Here is a 21,190-nt window from a genome sequence, read left to right as displayed (position 1 = left end):
GCATGACCACCGCATCGGCACCGGGGGTGCCCGCCCCCGCGGCGGGCACGACCGCATCGGCACCGGTCGCCGGGGCGACGCTCGTCACGAGCGAGCAGCCGGCCGGTGCCACCGCCCGCCGCGTCGCCGGACCCCGTGTCCGGCGCCGCGGCGGCATCGCGTGGCTCGGCCTCACCCCGTTCGCCGCCTACGTCCTGCTGTTCCTGGCCGTCCCCGCGGTGGTCGCGATCGGCAGCGGCTTCTTCACGAGCGACGGCGCGTTCACGTTCGCCAACCTCGCCGCGTTCGCCGACCCGTCGGTCATCCGTGCCTTCGGCGGCTCGTTCGCCCTGTCGGCCGTGTCCGCCGTGATCGGTGCCGTCGTCGGGGCGATCGTGTGCTGGGCGCTCGCCGCGCTCCGACCCGACGGGCTCGTCCGGTCCGTGATCGATTCCGCCGCGAGCGTCCTCGCCCAGTTCGGCGGCGTCATGCTCGCGTTCGCGTTCATCGCCACGATCGGCGCGCAGGGCCTCGTCACGACGTGGTTGGTGTCCGTCTTCCACATCGACCTCAACGCCGACGGCACCTTCCTCTACACGGTCCCCGGGCTCGTCATCCCCTACGTCTACTTCCAGGTGCCGCTGATGGTCCTCACGTTCATGCCCGCACTCGAGGGCGTCAAGACCCAGTGGGGTGAAGCCGCCGCCACCCTCGGCGCCTCCCGCGCGACGTACTGGCGCCGCATCGGCCTGCCCGTGCTCGCGCCGGCGTTCTGGGGATCGCTGCTGCTCCTCTTCGCGAACGGGTTCTCGTCGTTCGCCACCGCGGCGGCCCTGATCTCCCAGGGCGGGATCGTGCCGCTCACCATCCGCACGCAGCTCACGAGCGAGACGATCATCGGGCTGCAGAACGTCGCCGGTGTGCTCGCCTTCGGCATGGTCGTCGTCATGGCGGTCGTGATGGGCGCGTACTCGCTGCTGCAGCGTCGGGCATCGAGGTGGCAGCGATGAGCGCGGCCGCCCCGGTGCGTCCGTCGCGTGGGTCGGGTGAGTCGCGTCCGTCGCGCCCGTCGTCCCGTCGTCGGCCAGGAGGCGCGGCTCGCCCCGGCCGCTTCGGCGCGGCCCCGTCACGGGTCACCGCCGCGATCGTGCTCGTCGTGGTCGGCCTCGTGTTCGCCGTCCCGCTCGTCGCCCTCGCGCAGTTCACCTTCCGCCAGGGGACGGACGGCAGCCTGACGCTCGCGCACTACGGCGCACTCGTCGACCCGGTGAACGCCGCGACCTACCAGCCGGTGTTCGACGGACTCGGGGCATCCCTGCTCATCGCGCTCATCACCGTGGGGATCGTGCTGCTCGTCCTGCTGCCGGCCCAGATCATCACGGCCCTGCGGTACCCGCGGCTCCGTCGGGTCCTCGAGTTCGTGTGCATCGTGCCGATCACCGTCCCCGTGGTCGTCCTCGTCGTCGGGTTCATCCCCGTGTACCAGGTCGTCGCCCAGGTCTTCGGCTCGGGCGCGTGGACCCTGTCGTTCGCGATCGGCATCGTCTCGCTGCCCTTCGCGTTCCGACCGATCGCCGCGTCCATCACCGCGATGGACATGGCCGTGCTCTCCGAGGCAGCCCGGTCGCTCGGCGCGTCGTGGTGGACCGTCACGTGGCGGGTGCTCCTGCCGAACCTCCGCCGCGGCATCACCGCCGCCTGCTTCCTGACCATCACGGTCGTCCTCGGCGAGTACACCCTCGCCTCGTTCCTCTCCCGCACGACGTTCCAGACGGCGCTCCTGCTCGTGCAGTCGACCGACCCCTACGTCGCCGCGATCTTCTCGCTGGGCGCACTCGTCTTCGGATTCGTGCTGCTCGTCGTCATCGGCCGGGTCGGCTCCCGCCGTCGCCGTGCCCCGAAGGAGTCCGCATGACCGTCACCGCCCCCGCCGCCCCCGCATCGCTCGCCACCGACGGCGCGACCGTCGAGCTGCACGGCGTCGAGAAGCACTACGGCGCGCACCGTGCCCTCGCCGGCCTGTCGCTCCGCATCGAGCCCGGCGAGTTCGTGTCGCTGCTCGGGCCCTCGGGCTGCGGCAAGACGACCGCGCTCCGGGCGCTCGCCGGCCTCGAGGCCATCGACGCCGGCTCCATCCGCATCGACGGCGTCGACGTCGCGGGCACCCCGGTGGACAAGCGGGACATCGGCATGGTGTTCCAGCAGTACTCGCTGTTCCCGCACATGACGGTGCGGCAGAACGTCGCGTTCGGCCTGGAGATGCGCCGGGTCCCCGCCGCCGCGCGCCGCGAGCAGGTCATCGACGCGCTCGACATGGTGCACCTCGCCGAGTTCGCCGACCGCTACCCGCACCAGCTCTCCGGCGGCCAGCAGCAGCGCGTCGCCCTCGCCCGGGCCCTGGTCACCCGCCCCCGCGTGCTCCTGCTCGACGAGCCGCTGTCCGCGCTCGACGCCAAGGTGCGGGTGTCCCTCCGCGACGAGATCCGCCGCATCCAGAGCGACCTCGGCATCACGACCGTGTTCGTCACCCACGACCAGGAGGAGGCGCTCGCCGTCTCGGACCGCATCGCGGTGATGAACGCCGGCGACATCGAGCAGATCGGCACGCCCGAGGAGCTCTACCGGTCCCCGTCCTCGGCGTTCACGGCGGACTTCGTCGGGCAGTCGAACCGGCTCCGCGGGGACCTGCGTGGGGGCGACGTGTTCGTCTACGGGTTCAGCGTCCCGGCGCTCGACGCCTCGGTGCCGGACGGCCCGGTGCTCGCCTACGTCCGCCCGGAGGACGTCGCCTTCGCCTCGGAGGGCGTCAGCGGCACGGTCGTGGCCTCGAGCTTCCTCGGGTCGATCCGGCGCACCACGGTCCGGCTCGACGACGACACCGTGGTGACGGTGCAGCACGAGGTGGGCGACCGTCGTGCGGCCGGCGAGGCCGTCGCCGTGCGCCTGCTCGGCGCGCCCGTGGCGGTCGCCCCGCTCGCGTAGCCGCCAACTGCCGGACGGGAGGCGCGGTGCGGGCCCGCACCGCGCCTCCCGTCCCGTCGGGTCAGCGCTGGAAGCGCGCGGCCGGGTCGTCGGACAGGGCCGCCTCGATCCGTGCCCGCATGGTCGCGGGCATCTCCGGCAGCGCGTCGAGCCGCGCCCAGAAGGCCTCGGTGTTCTCGCCGTCGGCGGGGAAGGGCTCCCCGGAGACGTACCGGCAGGCGAACACCAGGTCGAGGTACTGCGCCCGGTCGCCGTTCGGGTACGTCATCTCCGGCAGCACCTGCACCCACGCGAGGCGCTCGGCGACGGCGACGACGTCGGCTTCCTCGAGGACCTCGCGTTCGGCGGCGACCGCGGGTTCCTCGCCGGGGTCGACGATGCCGGTGACCGGCGTGAACGCGTGGTTGTCGGCCCGGCGCACGACGAGGAGCTCACGGTCCGGGCCCTCGCCGCGCGTCACGACGGCGGTGACCCCGGTGAGCCAGAGCGGCTCGTTCCCGATCCTCGATCGGAGGGACAGGACGAAGTCAGGCGTGGGCATGCCGCCACGCTACCGACACGGGACCCTGTCGCGGACTGGTCATGACCAGTAGGCTGTCACCGTGGAGATCATCATCCTGCCCACGCCGGCTGAGGTCGGTCGCGTCGCCGCGGCCAAGATCGCCTCCGTCGTCGCGAAGAAGCCGTCCGCCGTCGTCGGTGTCGCCACCGGGTCCAGCCCGCAGGGCATCTACGCCGACCTGCAGCGTCGTGTCGACGCGGGGGAGATCTCGTTCGCCGAGGCCCGCGCGTTCGCCCTCGACGAGTACGTCGGCATCCCGCTCGAGCACCCCGAGTCGTACGCCTCGGTGATCCAGCGCGACGTCATCGATCCGCTCGGGTTCGAGCCCTCCCGCGTCCGGGTCCCGGACGGCCGCGCGTCCGACCTCGAGTTCGCGGCGAAGGAGTACGACGCCGCGATCCGTGCCGCCGGCGGGGTCGACGTGCAGATCCTCGGGATCGGCGCGAACGGGCACATCGGGTTCAACGAGCCGACGTCGTCGTTCGCGTCCCGCACGCGCATCAAGACGCTCGCCCCGTCCACGCGCGAGGCCAACGCCCGGTTCTTCGACAGCCTCGACCAGGTCCCGACGCACTGCATGACGCAGGGGCTCGGCACCATCCTCGAGGCCCGCGAGCTCGTCCTCGTCGCCCAGGGCTCGTCGAAGGCCGACGCCGTGGCCGCCGCGGTCGAGGGGCCGCTGTCGTCGTTCGTCCCCGGGTCCGCGCTGCAGCTGCACGAGCACGCCACCGTCGTCGTCGACGAGGAAGCCGCGGCGGGTCTCGAGCTCGCCGATTACTACACGTACACGTACGCGAACAAGCCGGCCTGGCAGCTGTTCGAGTAGGGCCGCGGATCAGCCGCCTGCACGTCGTTCGAACGCGGTGTGCAGGCGGCCGAGTCCGTCGTCGAGGGTCTCCGCCGAGCACCCGAAGTTGAGTCGCGCGAACCCGACCCCCTGGCGCCCGAAGTCCGGTCCGCTGCCGAGCGCGACCTTCGCCTCGTCGACGAGCAGGGCTGCGGGGTCGTCACCCCACGGGAGCGCCCGCAGGTCGAGCCACGCCAGGTAGGACGCCTGCGGCTGCCGGTACCCGGTGCCGGGCAGCACGTCACCGAGTCGCTCGGCCAGGGTGCGGCGGTTCGCGGCGAGCTCGGTCAGCAGCGACGCGAGCCAGGGTCCGCCCTCGCTGAACGCCGCCACGCTCGCGGTGTACCCGAGGATCCCGGTGCGCTCGACGACCTCGCCGGGCATGCCGTCGAACCAGGCGCGGGCACGCTCGGAGGCGCCGACCATCAGGGCGCACTTCGTCCCCGCGAGGTTCCACGCCTTGCTCGCGCTCGTCAGGGTGACCCCGAGCTCCGCTGCCTCGGGGCAGGAGTCGAGGAAGGGCGTGAACGTCGCGTCCGCGTGCACGAGCGGCGCGTGGATCTCGTCCGAGACGACCACGGCGTCCCACTCGGCTGCGAGTCGGGCGAGGGCGGCGAGGTCCTCGCGGGTGTGGACGAGTCCGAGGGGGTTGTGCGGGTTGCAGAGCAGCACCGTGCGGGCCCCGTCCGCGAACGCCCGGCCGATCCCGTCGAGGTCCATCCGCCACCCGGCCGTCGTGTCGAACGGGTCCGCGGTGCCCTCGGGTGCGAGCAGCGGGACCTCGGTCACGGAGCCACCGGCCTCGGCGACGTACTCCCAGAACGGCGGGTACACGGGCGGCATGATGACGACCTGGTCCCCGGGCTCGATGACCAGGCGGAGCGTCTCCACCGCAGCCACCGAGACGTCCGTGGTGGTCCGCACGAGGTCCGGGTCGAGGCGCCACGACCAGCGGGCCTCGGCGAAGTCGGCGAACGCCTCGGGGAGCGCCCGGCCGTGCCCGACGTACCCGGTGTCGCCGTTCGTGACCGCGGCGACGAGGGCGTCCCGCACGGGTTCGGCGAGCATGCTGTCCATCTCCGCGACGAACATCGGCAGCACGTCCGGCGGGTAGGCCGTGTACTTCTCGCTGGTGCGGGTGCGGTGCGCATCGAAGAGGGAGACCATGACGCTCATGGGGCCATCCTCGCAGCGGTGGGTGTGATCTGGACCTCAGTCGACGTCGGCCGGGGTGTACGGTCCGCTCGCGCCCGCGAAGGACACCACCTGCGCCCGGACGCCGACGTCGACCTGCATGCGTGCTGCCGTGCGGAGTCCCAGTGCTCGGGTCCCCGCGTCACCGAACGGACCCCCGGCCCGCTCGGTCAGCGCTCGCCACCCGACGATCGCGCGCGCGGTGCCCTCGCGGAGCCCGGCGGCGCGCGCGGACAGGACCTCGGCGCGGCGGCGGCCGTTCCAGGACTCGACCTCGGTGCCGGCGCGGTCGGCGGGCGCCACCACGGCAGGGTGCGCGACCGGGAAGGTGTCGATCCCGCCGCCGGCGCCGCACCAGACGTGGACACCGTCGCCGAGTTCGAGCTGCACCCTGCTCGCGAGCGTGAACGCGTCGACCCGATGGGCGTCACGGACGGCGGCCGAGGGCCACTCGAACGACGTCCCGCTCAGCGCGTCGAACACGTCGTTCCACGCCTCGAGGTCGTGCCGCAGGGCAGCGCTGAGGCCGAGGCCGTCCGCGCCCGCGTCGACGAGACCGACGTCCTCGGAGGATCCGCGGTACCAGAGCGGCGAGTCCCCGACGCCGTACTCGGCCATCACGAGGACGATCGCCCGCGGTGGGCGCCGTCGACCGCCCGGCGCGTGCTCGTCCCCGTGGTGCATGGCGTCCATCCAAGCAGGCGCGGGCGGGGCGACCGATCGACGTGAACAGCAGGGGAGCGCTCGGTGACCGATCGCGCGTCCCCCGTCCGAGGGGTCTAGCGTCGCGGGCGTGAACCGTTCCCGCGTGCACCGTCGCCCGCTCCTCCGCCCGCTGCCGCTCGCCGCGGTGGCCACGATCGCCGCGCTGCTCGGAACGGGGATGGTCGCCGCACCGGCGGACGCCTCGCCGTCCGCGCAGGCAGGGCAGGCGGCCCGGACCGTCTCCGACCCCGCCCGGTACGTCGACCCGTTCATCGGCACGAGCGGCGACGGCAACACCTGGCCCGGCGCGACCGCCCCGTTCGGCATGCTCCAGTGGAGCCCCACCGGCACCGCGGGCGACCAGACCTCGACCCCGGTCGCGAACGGCTACTCGTACGACGTCGACCGACTGCGGGGATTCAGCCTGACGCACCTGAACGGTGCCGGCTGCGCGCCGGGTGCCGCCGGTGACGTGCCGATCATGCCCGTCACCACACCGGTCACGACCTCGCCGTCGTCCGACTCCACCGACGCGGTCTACGCCGCCGGCTACTCGCACGACGACGAGTCCGCGAGCCCCGGCCGCTACACGGTCCGCCTCGACAACGGCGTCCGCACCGACCTCGCCGTCACCACGCGTGCCGGCGTCGGCGAGTTCGCGTTCCCGGCCGGCAAGGACGCGAACCTGCTCTTCCGCACGTCGAACTCGATCAACGGCAGCGAGGCGGCGACCACCCGCGTCGACGCACGGACGCGCACGGTCAGCGGCAGCGTCCTGACCGGCGGCTTCTGCAGCCGCCGTGCGAACGGGGGCGGGGCCACGAACCCCGACCGCCGCAGCTACTACCGCCTGTTCTTCACGGCGACCTTCGACCGGGCGTTCACGAGCACCGGCACCTGGCAGGACGGCACGGTCCGGCCAGGAGGCACGTCCTCCTCCGGCGGGGAGGGCTACCTGACCGGCGCCGACCGTGCCGGACGCGGCTCCGGCGCGTGGGTCGGGTTCGACGCGCGTCGCGGTGCGACGGTGCACGCGAAGATCGGCATCTCGTACGTGAGCGCGGCAGGAGCCGTCGCGAACCGCGACGGCGAGGTGACCCCGCGCTCGACCGTCGCCAGCGTGGCGGCCGGCACCCGCGCCTCCTGGAACCGCGAACTGACGCGCCTGCGCGTCGGTGGCGGTACCGCGGACCGGACCACCCAGCTCTACACGTCCGTGTACCACGCGCTCATGCAGCCGAACACGCTGAACGACCGTGACGGCCGCTACCTCGGGCCGGACCAGCGGGTGCACCGGATGGACCGGGGCCACCGGGCCGTCTACGGCACGTACTCCGGGTGGGACCAGTACCGGGCGCAGATCCAACTGCTCGCCCTGCTGCGACCGGACGTCGCCGGGGACATGGCGCAGTCGATGCTGCGGTTCGCCGAGCAGAACGGTGGCGTGTGGGACCGCTGGCTCCACCTCGGTGCGCCGACGCACGTGATGACGGGTGACCCCTCGGCCGCGACCCTCGCCACCTGGTACGCCATGGGTGTCCGGAACTTCGACGTGCGAGCCGCCTACGCCTCGCTGAAACACCAGGCGACCGTCGAGAACGCCGACGCCGAGAGCGACATCGGGTGCCCGGGCCAGTGTCTGGCGCAACGGCCGGCGCTCGACGAGTACCTGCAGCGGCAGTACGCGGCGAACGACGACTGCTCGTGCTGGGGTGGCGCTGCCGAGACCCTCGAGGACTCGATCTCCGACAGTGCGCTCGGGTACTGGGCCTCGTCGCTGGGGCTGCGCTCGGACGCCCGGATGTTCGCGGAGCGCGGGACCTACTGGAAGAACACGTTCAACCCGGCCGTCGGCTACCAGGCCGCTCGCCAGGCCGACGGATCGTGGACGCCGGACTGGTCGCCCTCGACCGGAACCGGGTTCGCGCAGGGGACGAGCGCGCAGTACACGTGGCTCGTGCCGCAGGACGTGCACGGGCTGTCGACCGCGCTGGGCGGTGACGATGCCGCTGCGGCTCGCCTGGACGCCTTCTTCCACGACAGCTCCGGCGCGTTCGCGGTGACCGGTGGCGACCCCACCAAGTTCGACCCGACCAACGAGCCCGACATCCACACGCCGTGGATGTACAACGCGCTCGGCAAGCCGTGGAAGACGCAGGAGACCGTGCGTCGGGTCGTCGACGACGCCTACGCGACCGGGCCGAGCGGGCTGCCGGGCAACGACGACCTCGGCACGATGAGCGCCTGGTACGTCTTCGCGTCGATCGGGTTGTTCCCGCAGACGCCGGGGCGGGCGGAGATGCTCATCGGCAGCCCGACGTTCAGCACGGTCGACATCCGGCGGTCGAGCGGGGAGCGGATCGTCGTCCGGTCCTCCGGCACGGAGCCGTACGTCCACGGTGCACGCCTGGACGGCCGGACGCTCGAGAAGTCCTGGGTGCCGGCGTCGTTCGTGACGCGCGGTGGGACGCTGTCGCTGCGGGTCGGGGACACGGCGGACACGTCGTGGGCGAGCGGGCTGCGGGGCCGGCCGGTCGACCGGTAGGCGCCGCGGCGGGTCAGCGCAGCTCGCGCCCCGCGCCCCAGACGCGGCGCACCTCGAACGACGGCGACAACGCCACGAGGTCGGCGGCGTACCCCGGCGCGAGCCGACCCAGCCGGTCGCCGAGCCCCAGCGCCGCCGCCGGCACGCTGGTCAGCGCCGCCACGGCGTCCGGCAGCGTCTGTCCCGCGAGGGTCACCGCGTTCCGCAGCGCGACGTCCTGCGTCAGGGTGGACCCCGCGATGGTGTCCGTCCCCGCCACGTGCGCGATCCCGTCCGTCACGGTCACGGCGAGGGACCCGAGCGTGTAGGAGCCGTCGGCCGCACCGGCAGCACCCATGGCGTCGGTGATGAGGGCGACCCGGCCCGGTGCCGCACGCAGCAGCATCGACGCCACGGACGGGTGCACGTGCACGCCGTCGAGGATGAGCTCGAGCGTCACACGGTCGTCGGCCACGGCGGCCGCGATCGGCCCGGGAGCCCGGTGGTGGATGCCCGGCATGGCGTTGAACGCGTGCGTGAGCAGGGTCGCGCCGGCGTCGAACGCTGCCCGGGCCTGGTCGTACGTGCCGACCGTGTGGCCGACGGCGACGGTGACGCCCGCGTCGACGAACCGTTCGGTCGCGTCGAGGGCGCCGGCGAGCTCCGGCGCGATGGTGACCTGGCGGACGACGCCGTCGCCGGCCTCGAGCAGGTCCGCGACCGGACCGGGCGCCGGGTCGATCAGGAACGACTCGTTGTGGGCACCCTTGTTGTGCGGGGAGAGGAAGGGGCCCTCGAGGTGGACGCCGAGCACGAGCGGGTCGTCGGCCATCACCGTGCGAATGCGGTTGAGCGAGGCGGTCAGCGCCGGCACCGGGTTCGCGACGAGGGACAGGACCGAGCGGGTCGTGCCGTGCGACCGGTGGACCTCGAGCGTGGCTGCGATCGAGTCGTCCTCGTAGGCGGTGCCGCCGCCGCCGTGGCCGTGCAGGTCGATGAAGCCGGGCGTCAGGACGGCGTCGCCGAGGTCCACGACCTCGTGCACCGAGGTCGCCGCCGGTGCCTCGGGGCCGGAGCCGACCGCGTGGATCGTGTCACCGACGACGAGGACCCAGCCGTCCGCCGTGGAGCCGGCCGCGTCGACCACGTGGGCCGAGCGGATCAGGGTGCGCCGCGCCTCCTGGCCGACGGACGCGCCGCCGTTCACCGGGTCTCCTTCCGGAACTGCACCACGCCCGACAGGGCGGCCACGAGGATGAAGACCAGCCCCACCACCGGGTGCCCGATCGAGATCCAGCACCCGCCGGCCGCGATCACGAGGGCGACCTCGACGATGGTCTTGCCGACGATGTCGGTCTCGATCGGCGACGCCTGCGACCGGAACAGGTACCAGACCACCGCCGCGAACACCGGCGCGCCGATCATGAACAGGATGCCGGGCATCGGAAACGGCCACGCGATGTAGCCCCAGTACGCCAGCGAGACCAGGCCGAAGGCGCACACCAGGATGCGGAGCACCGTCCAGCCGTCGAGCCTCCGCGGGCGGATGGCGTGCGGGTCCGGGGTGTCGCCCCAATCGACGGGGGACTGCGGTGCTGACATGCGGTGCCTACTTGAAGATGATGGTGCGGGCGCCGTCGAGGAGGACACGGTCCTCGGCGATCCAGCGCACCGCCTGGGTGAGCGTGCGGGACTCCTCGTCCTGGCCGATCGAGACCAGCTCGGCGGGGTCCTTCGTGTGGTCCACGCGGACGACGTTCTGCTCGATGATCGGGCCCTCGTCGAGGTCGCTCGTCACGAAGTGCGCCGTCGCACCGATGAGCTTGACCCCGCGGGCGTGCGCCTGCCGGTAGGGGTTGGCGCCCTTGAAGCCCGGCAGGAACGAGTGGTGGATGTTCACCGCGCGACCCTCGAGCGCGGCGCACAGCTCCGGCGAGAGGATCTGCATGTACCGGGCGAGGACGACGAGCTCGATGTCGTGCTCCTCGACCGCCTGCAGCACCCGGCGCTCCATCTCCTGCTTGCTCGCGGCGTCCGTCACCGGCCGGTGCTCGAACGGCACGGAGTAGAACGACGCGAGCTCGGAGAGGTCCGCGTGGTTCGAGAGCACGAGCGGCACCTCGATCGGGAGCTGTCCGCCGCGCTGCCGGTACAGCAGGTCGTTCAGGCAGTGCCCGGCCTTCGACACGAGGACGAGGGTGCGTAGCGGCCGGCCGACGACGTCGAGCTGGACGCGGGCGTCGTAGCGCTCGGCGACGGGGGCGAGCGCGGCCTCGAACGTGGTGCGGTCGACGGGGGCCATGACCTGGAGGCGCATGAAGAACGTGTTCGTGTCGACGCTCGAGAACTGCTGCGACTCGGTGATGTTCCCGCTCGCGGCGACGACGGCTCCGGAGACGGCGTGCACGATCCCGGGCTGGTCGTCGCAGACCAGCGTGAGGGTCCAGTGCGTGGGGGTCTGCTCGCTCGGGGCGGTCGGGTCGGTCACCGGATCAGGGTACCGGGATCGGGCTGTCGGGAGGCGCGGCGCGGCCTCGCCGGTCGGGCTGCGGCCCGCCGGCGGTCGCGCGGCGCGCGGCGCGCGGCGGCTCCGGCGGGCCGCGCCGCCCCGCGGCTCCGGAGGGCGGCGCACAACCAAAGTCACGTCGAACCGGACGATCGCGCGGTTCGACGTGTCTTTGGTTGTGCGCACGTCTGGCCGGCGGCCGGCCGGCCGGGCGGGCGCGCCGCGCCGGCGTCGCGCCCGGCGACGGCCCGCCGCGCCGCGGCGCTCCGCCCGGCTCCGCCCCGCGGCGTCAGCGCGGGAGCGGCCGCGACAACGCCCGGTCGGCGATCGTCAGGACGCTCAACAGCACCGCGACCCCCACGATCACCCACGCCAGCACGTGCAGGTCCGGCGTCGTCGGGGCCTGGCCGAACACCCCGCCGATCAGCGAGGACGCCCCGATCGCCCCGATGTACACGCTCGTCCGGGACAGCCCCGCCGCGGTCCCGATGTACTCCGCCGGCACGACCCGGTAGAGCGCCGCCTGGTTCGACACGGACGCCAGGGCCTGCGGTACGCCGAACAGCGCCGGCGCGAGGACGAGCAGGAACACCGGCGACCCGGTGTGGAGCAGCAGGAGAAGCAGCCCGCCGACGATCGGCACCACGGCCGCGACGATGAGCGGCCCCCGCACGGCGGTCTTCCGGGCGATGAGGAACGACGCGACCCCGGCGACGATCGCCGCGGGCAGCTGCATGTACCCGGCGACGTCGCTCGAGTACCCCGCGACGTCCTGCACCCACTGCGAGAACCCGTAGGTCATCGTGTACGCCAGCAGGTACACGAGGAACAGCCGCATGTACGTCCGCGACAGGGCACCGTTCCGGGCGAGCATCCGCACGTCGACGAAGGGCCGCACGGCGCGGAGCTCCCAGAGCACGAGCGCGACGAGCAGCACGACCGCCGTGCCGAGCAGCCACCAGAATCCGGCGGACAGGTCGAGCAGGAACACGAGGAGCGCCGACACGAAGCCGGTCATGAGCAGCATCCCGAACGGGTCGAGCGCGGTGAGGACGGGCAGGTCCTCGTCGGTCCGCGGCCGGAGCTTGTCGGACGGCAGCCACAGCGCGGAGACGACGATCCCGAAGGCGGCGAGCGGGACGTTCACGAGGAAGATCGCGTGCCACCCGAACGCGGCGATGAGCGCTCCACCGAGGGGCGGCCCGGCGGCGGCGGACACGAGCGACGTGATCGACAGCGCGCCGAGCACGAGCGGCGGGGTGGGCTTCCCGATGCGGGCGGAGTGCTGGCGCAGGGTCGTCAGCGCGGCCGGGTACGCCGACGAGGTCCCGATGCCGATCAGCACGCGCGCGAACACCGCGCCGCCGAAGCCGGTCAGGAACTCGGGCACGATCCCGGCGATCCCGACGATGACGAGTCCGGTCAGGAACACCTTCTTCGGACCGAACCGGTCGGCGAGCTTGCCCATCGTCGGCTGCGCGATGGCGCTCGCGAGGTACAGCGCCGCGACGAGCCAGATCGCCTGCGCCGCACCGATCCCGAGGTCGCGGGAGATCGGCGCGAGGGCGACCGACACCATCGTCGTGTTGATCGGGTTGAGCAGCGGTCCGACCAGGACCGGCACGAGGAGCTTCGGGCCGAAGCCGCTGCCGCCGGGATCGGTCGACGGGGAGACGGGTGTGGAGGCGGTTGCGGTGGACGTGGTCGGCTGCCTTTGCGAGGGGGTCGCGTCGTGACGGCCAGGAGGCGCGGCTCGCGTCGGTCGACGCGGGTCGCCCCTCCTGGTGGTCACGGTTCGACGAGGGGTTCGAGGATGCGGAGGGAGCGGGCGACCGTGGCACGGTCGTCGGGGTCGAGCGTCGCGAGGCGCTCGGCGAGCAGGCGGGTCCGGGCGCGGTGGGACTCGTCGCGGGCGGTGCGGCCGGCGTCGGTCGCGGCGACGATGGTCCGGCGCCCGTCGGTCGGGTCCTGCGTGCGGGTGACGAGGCCGAGGTCCTCGAGTGCCTGGACGGTCGCGCCCATCGACTGCGGCCGGACGCCCTCGGCACGGGCGAGTTCGGCGGTCGTGGTCGCACCGTCGCGGACGAGCCGCCCGAGTGCGGCGGACTGCGAGGCCGTGACGTCGTCGACCTTGCCGACCAGGGTCGTGCGGCGGATCTTGCCGTACAGCGTCAGCAGCGCACCGGCGAGCACGTCTGGGCCGTCGCCGTCCGATTCCATACCGTCACGGTACTACTTCGACAGGTGAACTTGCAAGGCTGCCTTCTGAAATCAGGGCTCGAAGACGATCCGCCGCTTCGTCACCACGAACCCCGCACGCTCGAACGCCCGACGCATCGGGGTGTTCGTCGCGTCCGTCGTCCCGACCACCCGCGGTGCACCGGCAGCGGCGTGCACCCGGACCGCCTCGGCCAGCAGTCCGTCGACGATGCCGCGCCCCCGGTGCTGCGGCAGGACGCCGATGGAGCTGACGGCCGCGTCGTACGCCGTCCGGGTCGCGATGACGAAGCCGACGACGAGCCCCTCCGCGTCGAGGGCGATCCGCCACCCGTCCCGTGATCCGGGCAGCGACCGGTAGAACGCGAGGTCGTCGGCGGCCGCGCCCCGCGAGCCCAGTTCGGCGACGGAGGCCAGCGTGTGTGCGTCGAGGCTCCCGACCGCGACGCGCGCGAAGAGGTCCACGAACTCGGCGTCGTCGCCACCGCGGAACCGCAGTGCCGGCGTCGACACCGACCCCGTCGCGGGAGCGCCCGGCTGTTCGAGCGCGACGCTGACCCGCTCGGTCATCCGTCCGAGTCCGGCGGCACGGGCCGCTTCCGTCCGCCACCGCACGGCCGCGACGGCGGCGTCGTCCGTGTGCCAGTCCACTGCGACGTCGACGATCCACTCCGGCAGCGAACCGAACGCGGCGGCCCCGGCGGCGATGAGTCCGGCGGCGATCTCCCGGCGCTCGTCGGGGTCGGACGACCCCGGTGCGATGAGCAGGTCGTCGAGTGTCGACGGTGCCGTGGCGTCCGCGCCGCCCCACCACAGGGCGCGGCCGACGGGGTGACCGTCCCGCAGGGCCAGCCACGACCACTCCGGGCGGTAGTTGCCCGTGGCGGACTCGGCCCGGTACCGGTCCGCACCGATCCACGCGACCGGTTCGTCCGTCGAGAAGGCGAGCAGCGCCTCCAGGGTGTCACCGTCGACGGGGCGGAAGGCGACGCTCACCGCGGACCGGTCAGGGTCTCGACCAGGTGCTCCTGCACGTACCCGAGCCAGTCGTAGACGTCCCGGAGGCCGACGCCCGCGTCGGCGGTGTACGACTGCTCCTCCGTGGCGGAGTCCACGATCCCCAGCCGGTCCGCGATCGTCAGCCGCAGGTCCGTCAGGCAGCGCAGCCAGGCCTGCTCGTCCGAGGTCTCGAAGGCGCCGTCCCGTGCCCCGGTGAGCCACGCGTGCACGGCCCGGGCGTTCTCGGTCTTCCTCGCCACCAGGTCCGACTCGGTCCACCGCCGGAACTCCGCGCTCGCCTCGGCGTCGTCGCGGTAGGCGTCCGGGAACATCCGCGCCGCGACCGGGTCCGACGCGAGGTCCCCGTCGAGCACCTGCTGCAGCTGCTCGGTCAGCGACGTGAGCACGCCGCGCTCGCCGGAGGACATGGCGAGGTGCACGCCGTCGGCACGGCGGACGAACGGGATCACGGAGCGGGCGCCCTGTCCACCGAGGCCTGCAGCCCGTACCCGTGCATGGCCTCGACGTGGGCCTCCATCGCTTCGCGGGGGCCGGTCGCCACGATCGCGCGTCCCTCGTCGTTCACCTGGCGCATGAGTCGCTCCGCCTTCGCCCGTGGGAAGCCGAAGTACTGCTGGAAGACGTAGGTCACGTAGGACATGAGGTTCACCGGATCGTCCCACACGACGGCGACCCACGGCGTGTCCGGTCGCACGCTCGTGCGGGCGTCGGTGCGCTCGTCCACGTCGGGCGTCAACAGGGTCATGCACCCAGGGTGACACGAACCTGCTCGCTCGGTACGATCGGGGGGTCGCGACTGGCGTTGGATGGGTCACCATCGGGGAGCGACACCTGACACGGTGCGCGGCCGTACGCCTGGGCCGCGCCCACCCGTCCACCTCGTCGTGCGCGTGCGCGACGGAACAGACAACGAGGAGTCCCGTGTCCATCACCGATCTGCCCCCCGCAGCCACCAACACCACCTTCAACGCCCCGCTGAACGAGGTCGACCCCGAGATCGCCCGCGTCCTCGAGCAGGAGCTCGGCCGCCAGCGCGACACCCTCGAGATGATCGCGTCGGAGAACTTCGTGCCGCGCGCCGTCCTCGAGTCGCAGGGCTCCGTGCTCACCAACAAGTACGCCGAGGGCTACCCGGGCAAGCGCTACTACGGCGGCTGCGAGTACGTCGACGTCGCCGAGCAGCTCGCCATCGACCGCGCGAAGGCGCTCTTCGGCGCCGAGTACGCCAACGTCCAGCCGCACTCGGGCGCCACGGCCAACGCGGCCGTCCTGCACGCCATCGCCTCCGCCGGCGACACCATCCTCGGCCTCGAGCTCGCGCACGGCGGTCACCTGACCCACGGCATGAAGCTCAACTTCTCCGGCCGCATCTACAACGCCGTCGCGTACGGCGTCGACCCGGAGACGTTCGAGGTCGACTACGACGACATCCGCGCGAAGGCCATCGAGCACCAGCCGAAGGTCCTCATCGCCGGTTGGTCGGCCTACCCGCGCCAGCTCGACTTCGCGAAGTTCCGCGAGATCGCGGACGAGGTCGGCGCGAAGCTCTGGGTGGACATGGCGCACTTCGCCGGTCTCGTGGCCGCCGGCCTGCACCCGTCCCCGGTGCCGCACGCCCACGTGGTGTCCTCGACGGTGCACAAGACCCTCGGCGGCCCCCGCTCCGGCATCATCCTGTCCAACGACGAGTCGCTCTTCAAGAAGCTCAACTCGGCCGTGTTCCCGGGCCAGCAGGGCGGTCCGCTCATGCACGTGATCGCCGCCAAGGCCACCGCGTTCCTGCTCGCCGCCACCCCGGAGTTCAAGGAGCGCCAGGAGCGCACGATCCGCGGTGCCCAGGCGCTCGCCGCACGGCTGACGGCCGACGACGCGAAGGCTGCGGGCATCGACGTCCTCACCGGTGGCACCGACGTGCACCTCGTGCTCGTGGACCTCCGCACGTCCGAGGTCGACGGCAAGCAGGCCGAGGACCTCCTGCACGAGGTCGGCATCACCGTGAACCGCAACTCCGTGCCGTTCGACCCGCGCCCGCCGATGGTCACCTCGGGTGTCCGCATCGGCACCTCGGCGCTGGCCACGCGTGGCTTCGGCGACGCGGAGTTCACCGAGGTCGCGGACATCATCGCGCTGACCCTCATGCCGAACCCCGACATCGACGCGCTCTCGGCCCGGGTGAAGGCCCTGACCGACGCGTTCCCGCTCTACGCGTGAGCGGCGCCGCCCCGTCGCCCGCGCCGCTGCCGCGCGAGCGCTGGGCGGGTGAGGGCAGTGCCGTCCGCATCGACGGCACCGCCCTCGCCGCCCGCACGCTCGACGACCTGAAGGTCCGCATCGACCGGCTGCACGACCACGGGTTCCGCCCCGGGCTCGGCACGATCATGGTCGGCCAGAACGCGGGCTCGGTGTCCTACGTCGCGGGCAAGCACCGCGACTCGGCGCAGATCGGGCTCGACTCGGTCCGCATCGACCTGCCCGAGACCGCGTCGGCCGCCGACATCCGGGCAGCGATCCTGCAGATGAACGACGATCCCCGGGTCACCGCGTTCATCGTGCAGCTCCCGCTGCCGCAGGGGATCGACCCGATCCCGATGCTCGAGCTGATGAACCCGGCGAAGGACGCCGACGGCCTGCACCCGACCAACCTCGGTGAGCTCGTGCTCGCCGTCCCGGGCGGTGCCGGCACGATCGACGCACCCCTGCCGTGCACCCCGCGCGGCATCGTCGCGATGCTCGAGGCGTACGACGTCCCGATCCGGGGCCAGCACGTCACGATCATCGGGCAGGGGCTCACGGTCGGTCGTCCGCTCGGGCTGCTCCTCACCCGGCTCGAGGCCACCGCGACCCTCACCCACTCCCTCACCGAGGACGTCGCCGCCGAGTGCCGCCGCGCGGACATCATCGTCGCCGCCGCCGGTGTCGCGGGGCTCGTCCAGCCGGACTGGGTGAAGCCCGGTGCGGCGGTCATCGACGTCGGCATCAGTCGCGTGGTCTCCCCGGACACGGGCAAGGCTCGTCTCCGGGGCGACGTCGACCCCGCGGTCGCCTCGGTGGCGGGTTTCCTGTCGCCGACGCCCGGCGGTGTCGGCCCGATGACGCGCGCGATGCTGATGAAGAACGTGGTCGAGGCCGCCGAGCGCCACTTGCACTAGCGCGCGGCTTGCTTCGTGAGCAGAAATGGTCGGGTCCCGTCGTGGAACCCGACCATTTCTGCTCACGAAGCACGGTCGGGAGGCGCGGGTCGGCGCCGCCACGTCCGCGCGGGCCCGAGGTGGCCGGGCCCGGGGCGTGCCTCGGACGGGCGCTTCTGCCGCGGCCGGCACCGCGCTACCGTTCGAGCATGACCACCTCCGCCGCGGAGCCCCGGGCACACGAGTCGCTCTTCACGAAGGACGCCCGCAAGCTCGTCTGGATCACGCTGCTGTGCCTGTTCCTGCAGGTCCTCGGACAGAACTGGTCCGCTCAGCCGCGGCTGCCCGGCAGCACGGACGTGCACGAACTCGGCTTCGTGCAGTTCGAGGCCCGGCCGTGGATCGGGTGGGTGCTCCTCACGGTCGGCTTCGCGGTGGCCGGCTTCGTCGTCGGGGTCGCTCGGCGCGGTGCCGCACGGTGGGACCAGGACCGCGTGCTCGCGCTCGGTCTGGCCGGGGTGGTCGGGGTGACCGTGCTGGTGTGGGTGCTGTTCATCGTGCAGTGGCAGTGGGTGTACTGGGCCGTCGCGCACGGCGACCTGCACCCGTTCACGATCGGCGACGTCTCGTGGTCGATCCAGCGACTCGAGGGCGCGCCGTGAGCGTCGACCGCAGTGCTAGGGTCTCGAACATGGGGGAGAACGTGCAGACCGCGCCCGTGATGGCGCACACCGGACGGCAGCTGCGACCGCGAGCGGGGGGCCTCGTGCTGATCGGGGCCGTCGCGCTCCTGTCGTACCCGACGCTCACGATGTGGTCCGCCTCGTCGGAGTACGGCGGGACGGACAGCGACGGGCACTGGATCGACAACGCCGGCAACCCGCTGTCGAGTGCGCCGCCCACCGTGAACGTCGAGGGACACACGGCGCCGGCCGCGATCGCCGTCCTGCTCCTCGTGGTCGTCGTCGGGGTGTTCCTGCCGCCGATGCTCGCGCGGTTCGGCAAGCGATCGCTCGGCGACGTCGTCCGGTTCGCGGCGTACCTGGCCGTCCCGGTGGTCGTCGTGGTCGGCGTGCTGATCTACACCGTGTGGCAGGGGCACGTCGTGATGGACCAGATCGACCACGAGGTCCTGCACCCGCACGGCTTCCCGTGGGGCGGCGTGACCGTCACCACGGGGCACGCGACCCGCTGACCCGCGGCCCCCGGTCGGCCCGCCGGGACCCGGCGCGTCAGTCGCGCCGGGCGCCCTGCGCGGCGTGCACCGTGAACACCGTCGGCTCGCGGTACCCGGCCGCGGCGAAGGCGGCGGTGACCGCGTCTGCGATCGTCTGCCGCGCCTCCTGGTCGACCAACGCGATCGCCGCACCACCGAAGCCGCCACCGGTCATCCGCGCGCCCACCGCACCGTGCTCCATCGCGGTCGCGACCGCGAGGTCGAGCTCCGGCACCGAGATCTCGAAGTCGTCCCGCATCGACTCGTGCGACGCGACCAGCAGGGACCCGATCGCCCGCGGCCCGTGCTCGCGCAGCGTGCGGACGGTGTCGAGGACGCGCTGGTCCTCGGTCACGACGTGCCGGACACGGCGGAAGGTCTCGTCGTCGAGGAGTTCCTGCGCGCGGGGCAGGTCGTCGACCGACAGGTCGCGGAGCGCCTCGACGCCCATCACGGCCGCACCGTGCTCGCACGACGCGCGTCGGGCCTTGTAGCCGCCGGTGGCGTGCGCGTGCTCGACGCGCGTGTCGACGACGAGGACCTCGAGCCCGTTCGCCTCGAGCGCCAGGTCGACCACGGCGGTGTCGAGCGTGCGGCAGTCGAGGAAGACGACCGCGTCCTGCTCCCCGAGCAGCGAGGCGGACTGGTCCATGATCCCGGTGGGGGCGCCGACGGCGTGGTTCTCCGAGTACTGGCCGACCCGGGCCAGGGTCTTCCGGTCGAGCCCGAGCTCCCACAGGTCGTTGAAGGCGAGTGCGACGCCGCACTCGATCGCGGCGCTCGACGAGAGCCCGGCACCGACCGGGACGTCCGACTCGATGAAGACGTCGAAGCCGGTCTTGCCGGTGAGGTCCGCGCCCGCCTGCTCGCGGAGTGCCCACGCGATGCCGAGGACGTACGCCGACCAGCCGTCCATGCGCTCGGGCGCGAGCTCGTCGAGGGAGAGCTCGACGACGGTGCCCGCGTCGAACGCCGACGCGACGCGCAGCTGCCGGTCGTCCCGGGGCGCGATCGAGGCGGTCGTGCGACGGTCGATCGCGAAGGGCAGCACGTACCCGTCGTTGTAGTCGGTGTGCTCGCCGATGAGGTTGACCCGGCCGGGCGCGGAGTACCGCACCGCGGGCTCGTACCCGTAGACCTGCTGGAACGTCATGCGCGTTCGATCCCTCCTCGGATGAACTCGGCCGCCTTCTCGGGGACGAGGTCCCCGATCCACGCGCCCATGGCGGCTTCGCTGCCGGCCAGGAACTTGAGCTTGTCCGCCGCGCGACGCGGGGACGTGATCTGGAGCATGAGCCGCACGGTGTCGCGGCCGGTGTGCACCGGCGCCTGGTGCCACGCGGCGATGTACGGCGTCGGGTCGCCGTAGAGCTTGTCGATCCCGCGGGTGAGCCGCAGGTGCATGTGCGCCAGCTCGTCCTTCTCGGCGTCGGTGAGCCCGGCGAAGTCGGGGACGTGCCGGTGCGGGAGCATGTGGATCTCGATGGGCCAGCGTGCGGCGAAGGGCACGAAGGCGGTGAAGTGCTCACCGGCGAGGACGACCCGGTCGGAGGCGCGCTCGTTCGCGAGGTGCTGCTCGAACAGGTCCGGCCCGAACCGCTCGATGCTCGCGAGCAGGCGCTGGGTGCGCGGGGTGACGTAGGGGTAGGCGTAGATCTGCCCGTGCGGGTGGTGGAGCGTGACGCCGATGGCCTCGCCCCGGTTCTCGAACGGGAAGACCTGCTGGATGCCGGGCATCTGGGACAGCGCCGCCGTGCGGTCCGCCCACGCCTCGACCACGGTGCGGGCGCGCGACTCGGAGATCGACGCGAAGGAGCCTTCGGTCGCGGGCGAGAAGCAGACGACCTCGCACCGCCCGACGCTCCGGAACTGCCGGTTCAGCCCGACCTCGGTCAGGGAGTCGAGCGACGGCGGGGCGTCATCCGCCCCGTCGGCTCCTGCGAGCATCGGGCCGAAGGACGGGGAGCGGTTCTCGAACACCGCGACGTCGTAGCGGCTCGGGATCTCGGAGGGGTTCTCCGCCGACTGCGGCGCAAGCGGGTCCTGGTCGGCCGGCGGCAGGAACACGCGGTTCTGCCGGCTCGCCGCGATGGACACCCACTCGCCCGTGAGGACGTCCTGCCGCATGCGCGCCGTCTCCGGCCGCGGGTCGAGGACACGCTGGTCGATGCTGCGTTCTGCGGGCAGCGTCGAGTCGGCGTCGTCGAAGTAGAAGAGGTCGCGTCCGTCCGCGAGCTTCGTCACGCGCTTGGTGATCACCGCACAACCCTAGCGGCTCCACGAAGCATTGCGAAAGTGTTCGTAAGCACG

22 protein-coding genes and 1 riboswitch are annotated in these 21,190 nt (G+C 72.6%); of the genes, 9 read left to right on the top strand and 13 right to left on the bottom strand.

The genetic code is table 11. From position 1 onward, the window contains the following. Positions 1-2: 2 nt before the first annotated feature. From BM028_RS05580 to BM028_RS05570, 3 genes are read left to right on the top strand one after another with little or no spacing between them, the layout of a single operon-like run. On the top strand, positions 3-989 hold the full coding sequence (locus BM028_RS05580; RefSeq protein WP_092385784.1) for an ABC transporter permease: 987 nt from the start codon (positions 3-5) through the stop codon (positions 987-989). Beyond that, on the top strand, positions 986-1,894 hold the full coding sequence (locus tag BM028_RS05575) for an ABC transporter permease (RefSeq protein ID WP_092385178.1): 909 nt from the start codon (positions 986-988) through the stop codon (positions 1,892-1,894). Before BM028_RS05580 ends, BM028_RS05575 begins: the two co-directional genes overlap by 4 nt. Next, complete coding sequence (locus tag BM028_RS05570) at positions 1,891-2,961, top strand: ABC transporter ATP-binding protein (protein ID WP_092385176.1); 1,071 nt, start codon at positions 1,891-1,893, stop codon at positions 2,959-2,961. The genes BM028_RS05575 and BM028_RS05570 overlap by 4 nt, the downstream gene beginning before the upstream one ends. A 61-nt stretch (positions 2,962-3,022) precedes the next feature. Here the strand turns inward: BM028_RS05570 and BM028_RS05565 are convergent, their stop codons facing one another. Next, positions 3,023-3,502 (bottom strand): NUDIX hydrolase, encoded by a 480-nt coding sequence (locus BM028_RS05565; RefSeq protein WP_092385174.1) that lies wholly within the window; start codon positions 3,500-3,502, stop codon positions 3,023-3,025. Positions 3,503-3,563: 61 nt separating this feature from the next. Here BM028_RS05565 and nagB point away from each other — a divergent pair, with 61 nt between their 5' ends. Then, entirely contained in the window at positions 3,564-4,349 is a 786-nt protein-coding gene (nagB, locus tag BM028_RS05560; protein ID WP_092385172.1) for a glucosamine-6-phosphate deaminase, read from the top strand. Between the two features lie 9 nt (positions 4,350-4,358). Here nagB and BM028_RS05555 read toward each other — a convergent pair whose 3' ends face one another. Together BM028_RS05555 and BM028_RS05550 are read right to left on the bottom strand one after the other, a co-directional pair. Next, positions 4,359-5,546 carry a MalY/PatB family protein gene (locus BM028_RS05555; protein ID WP_092385170.1) on the bottom strand — a complete coding sequence of 396 codons (1,188 nt, stop codon included), beginning with the start codon at positions 5,544-5,546 and terminating at the stop codon, positions 4,359-4,361. Between the two features lie 36 nt (positions 5,547-5,582). After that, positions 5,583-6,248, bottom strand: coding sequence for a hypothetical protein (locus tag BM028_RS05550; protein ID WP_139219754.1), 666 nt, complete (start codon positions 6,246-6,248; stop codon positions 5,583-5,585). A 109-nt stretch (positions 6,249-6,357) separates the two neighbouring features. Here BM028_RS05550 and BM028_RS05545 point away from each other — a divergent pair, with 109 nt between their 5' ends. Then, positions 6,358-8,814: a GH92 family glycosyl hydrolase gene (locus tag BM028_RS05545; RefSeq protein WP_254789416.1), complete on the top strand. Its 2,457-nt coding sequence runs from the start codon at positions 6,358-6,360 to the stop codon at positions 8,812-8,814. A gap of 13 nt (positions 8,815-8,827) precedes the next feature. Here BM028_RS05545 and nagA read toward each other — a convergent pair whose 3' ends face one another. From nagA to clpS, 8 genes are all read right to left on the bottom strand, one after another. Beyond that, positions 8,828-10,000: an N-acetylglucosamine-6-phosphate deacetylase gene (gene nagA, locus BM028_RS05540; protein ID WP_254789414.1), complete on the bottom strand. Its 1,173-nt coding sequence runs from the start codon at positions 9,998-10,000 to the stop codon at positions 8,828-8,830. Beyond that, a complete protein-coding gene (locus tag BM028_RS05535) occupies positions 9,997-10,395 on the bottom strand; it encodes a YrdB family protein (RefSeq protein ID WP_083295174.1) in 399 nt (132 codons plus the stop codon). The genes nagA and BM028_RS05535 overlap by 4 nt, the downstream gene beginning before the upstream one ends. 7 nt (positions 10,396-10,402) lie before the next feature. Next, complete coding sequence (gene purU, locus BM028_RS05530; RefSeq protein ID WP_071302110.1) at positions 10,403-11,281, bottom strand: formyltetrahydrofolate deformylase; 879 nt, start codon at positions 11,279-11,281, stop codon at positions 10,403-10,405. A gap of 307 nt (positions 11,282-11,588) precedes the next feature. Then, positions 11,589-12,923 (bottom strand): MFS transporter, encoded by a 1,335-nt coding sequence (locus tag BM028_RS05525; protein ID WP_092385164.1) that lies wholly within the window; start codon positions 12,921-12,923, stop codon positions 11,589-11,591. A gap of 164 nt (positions 12,924-13,087) precedes the next feature. Then, the gene (locus tag BM028_RS05520) at positions 13,088-13,519 is read right to left on the bottom strand and encodes a MarR family winged helix-turn-helix transcriptional regulator (protein ID WP_092385162.1); all 432 of its coding nucleotides are present in this window, start codon (positions 13,517-13,519) and stop codon (positions 13,088-13,090) included. Positions 13,520-13,570: 51 nt separating this feature from the next. After that, positions 13,571-14,512: a GNAT family N-acetyltransferase gene (locus tag BM028_RS05515; protein WP_092385160.1), complete on the bottom strand. Its 942-nt coding sequence runs from the start codon at positions 14,510-14,512 to the stop codon at positions 13,571-13,573. Further along, a complete protein-coding gene (locus BM028_RS05510) occupies positions 14,509-14,985 on the bottom strand; it encodes a DUF2017 family protein (protein ID WP_070417774.1) in 477 nt (158 codons plus the stop codon). Before BM028_RS05510 ends, BM028_RS05515 begins: the two co-directional genes overlap by 4 nt. After that, the gene (gene clpS, locus BM028_RS05505; RefSeq protein ID WP_083403394.1) at positions 14,982-15,281 is read right to left on the bottom strand and encodes an ATP-dependent Clp protease adapter ClpS; all 300 of its coding nucleotides are present in this window, start codon (positions 15,279-15,281) and stop codon (positions 14,982-14,984) included. The genes BM028_RS05510 and clpS overlap by 4 nt, the downstream gene beginning before the upstream one ends. 37 nt (positions 15,282-15,318) lie before the next feature. Further along, positions 15,319-15,404, top strand: a riboswitch (ZMP/ZTP riboswitch). 59 nt (positions 15,405-15,463) lie between these two features. Here clpS and glyA point away from each other — a divergent pair. From glyA to BM028_RS05485, 4 genes are all read left to right on the top strand, one after another. Next, the gene (gene glyA / locus BM028_RS05500) at positions 15,464-16,747 is read left to right on the top strand and encodes a serine hydroxymethyltransferase (protein WP_302847568.1); all 1,284 of its coding nucleotides are present in this window, start codon (positions 15,464-15,466) and stop codon (positions 16,745-16,747) included. Between the two features lie 26 nt (positions 16,748-16,773). Next, entirely contained in the window at positions 16,774-17,685 is a 912-nt protein-coding gene (locus tag BM028_RS05495; RefSeq protein WP_070419370.1) for a tetrahydrofolate dehydrogenase/cyclohydrolase catalytic domain-containing protein, read from the top strand. 188 nt (positions 17,686-17,873) lie between these two features. Further along, positions 17,874-18,326, top strand: a complete 453-nt coding sequence (locus BM028_RS05490) for a hypothetical protein (RefSeq protein WP_092385158.1) — start codon at positions 17,874-17,876, stop codon at positions 18,324-18,326. Between the two features lie 29 nt (positions 18,327-18,355). Continuing rightward, positions 18,356-18,859, top strand: coding sequence for a hypothetical protein (locus BM028_RS05485; protein ID WP_092385156.1), 504 nt, complete (start codon positions 18,356-18,358; stop codon positions 18,857-18,859). 37 nt (positions 18,860-18,896) lie between these two features. Here BM028_RS05485 and galK read toward each other — a convergent pair whose 3' ends face one another. Further along, positions 18,897-20,033: a galactokinase gene (galK, locus tag BM028_RS05480; RefSeq protein ID WP_071302107.1), complete on the bottom strand. Its 1,137-nt coding sequence runs from the start codon at positions 20,031-20,033 to the stop codon at positions 18,897-18,899. Further along, the gene (gene galT, locus BM028_RS05475) at positions 20,030-21,139 is read right to left on the bottom strand and encodes a galactose-1-phosphate uridylyltransferase (RefSeq protein WP_092385154.1); all 1,110 of its coding nucleotides are present in this window, start codon (positions 21,137-21,139) and stop codon (positions 20,030-20,032) included. Before galT ends, galK begins: the two co-directional genes overlap by 4 nt. Positions 21,140-21,190: the final 51 nt, after the last annotated feature.

Source organism: Curtobacterium sp. YR515, assembly GCF_900113095.1.
Classification (GTDB): domain Bacteria; phylum Actinomycetota; class Actinomycetes; order Actinomycetales; family Microbacteriaceae; genus Curtobacterium.
This window is presented reverse-complemented; position numbering and strand designations above follow the sequence as displayed.

Excerpts from the sequence above, each read along its gene's own strand:
- BM028_RS05580 (WP_092385784.1), top strand. The coding sequence starts at position 3 with ATGACCACCGCATCGGCACCGGGGGTGCCCGCCCCCGCGGCGGGCACG.
- BM028_RS05575 (WP_092385178.1), top strand. The coding sequence starts at position 986 with ATGAGCGCGGCCGCCCCGGTGCGTCCGTCGCGTGGGTCGGGTGAGTCG.
- BM028_RS05570 (WP_092385176.1), top strand. The coding sequence starts at position 1,891 with ATGACCGTCACCGCCCCCGCCGCCCCCGCATCGCTCGCCACCGACGGC.
- BM028_RS05565 (WP_092385174.1), bottom strand. The coding sequence starts at position 3,502 with ATGCCCACGCCTGACTTCGTCCTGTCCCTCCGATCGAGGATCGGGAAC.
- BM028_RS05555 (WP_092385170.1), bottom strand. The coding sequence starts at position 5,546 with ATGAGCGTCATGGTCTCCCTCTTCGATGCGCACCGCACCCGCACCAGC.
- BM028_RS05550 (WP_139219754.1), bottom strand. The coding sequence starts at position 6,248 with ATGCACCACGGGGACGAGCACGCGCCGGGCGGTCGACGGCGCCCACCG.
- BM028_RS05535 (WP_083295174.1), bottom strand. The coding sequence starts at position 10,395 with ATGTCAGCACCGCAGTCCCCCGTCGATTGGGGCGACACCCCGGACCCG.
- BM028_RS05520 (WP_092385162.1), bottom strand. The coding sequence starts at position 13,519 with ATGGAATCGGACGGCGACGGCCCAGACGTGCTCGCCGGTGCGCTGCTG.
- clpS (WP_083403394.1), bottom strand. The coding sequence starts at position 15,281 with ATGACCCTGTTGACGCCCGACGTGGACGAGCGCACCGACGCCCGCACG.
- BM028_RS05490 (WP_092385158.1), top strand. The coding sequence starts at position 17,874 with ATGACCACCTCCGCCGCGGAGCCCCGGGCACACGAGTCGCTCTTCACG.
- BM028_RS05485 (WP_092385156.1), top strand. The coding sequence starts at position 18,356 with ATGGGGGAGAACGTGCAGACCGCGCCCGTGATGGCGCACACCGGACGG.
- galK (WP_071302107.1), bottom strand. The coding sequence starts at position 20,033 with ATGACGTTCCAGCAGGTCTACGGGTACGAGCCCGCGGTGCGGTACTCC.